Raw genomic sequence first — 232 nt, 5'->3', positions numbered from 1 at the left:
ATCTGGCGCTTGTCAGTCAGAAAGCCTGAACCTTAAAAGATTCGACAATTTCTATGACCAACTCCATCGACGCTATCGAGAGGTTGTTTTTATCAAGCGGCAACGCTGCAAATCGGAATCCCGCAAACACGCCTACGGGCCCCTGCGTGGGATGCAAGCGCTCGGTAAAGATACTACCTCTTCGATACGGCGTTATCGCTAGCACGGATGTGTCTGCGCTGTAAATACTGGC

At 50.9% G+C, this 232-nt stretch carries 1 protein-coding gene; it reads right to left on the bottom strand.

What is annotated here, in order from left to right; translation table 11 throughout:
- Positions 1-16: 16 nt before the first annotated feature.
- Positions 17-232 (bottom strand): hypothetical protein (locus KVT32_RS31760; RefSeq protein ID WP_217619603.1); only part of this gene is annotated, 216 nt, incomplete at its 5' end.

The organism is Achromobacter sp. GbtcB20 (assembly GCF_019091095.1).
GTDB lineage: Bacteria > Pseudomonadota > Gammaproteobacteria > Burkholderiales > Burkholderiaceae_B > Achromobacter > Achromobacter mucicolens.
Note: the sequence above shows the minus strand (reverse complement) of the source record. Positions and strands in the feature narration are given on the sequence as shown.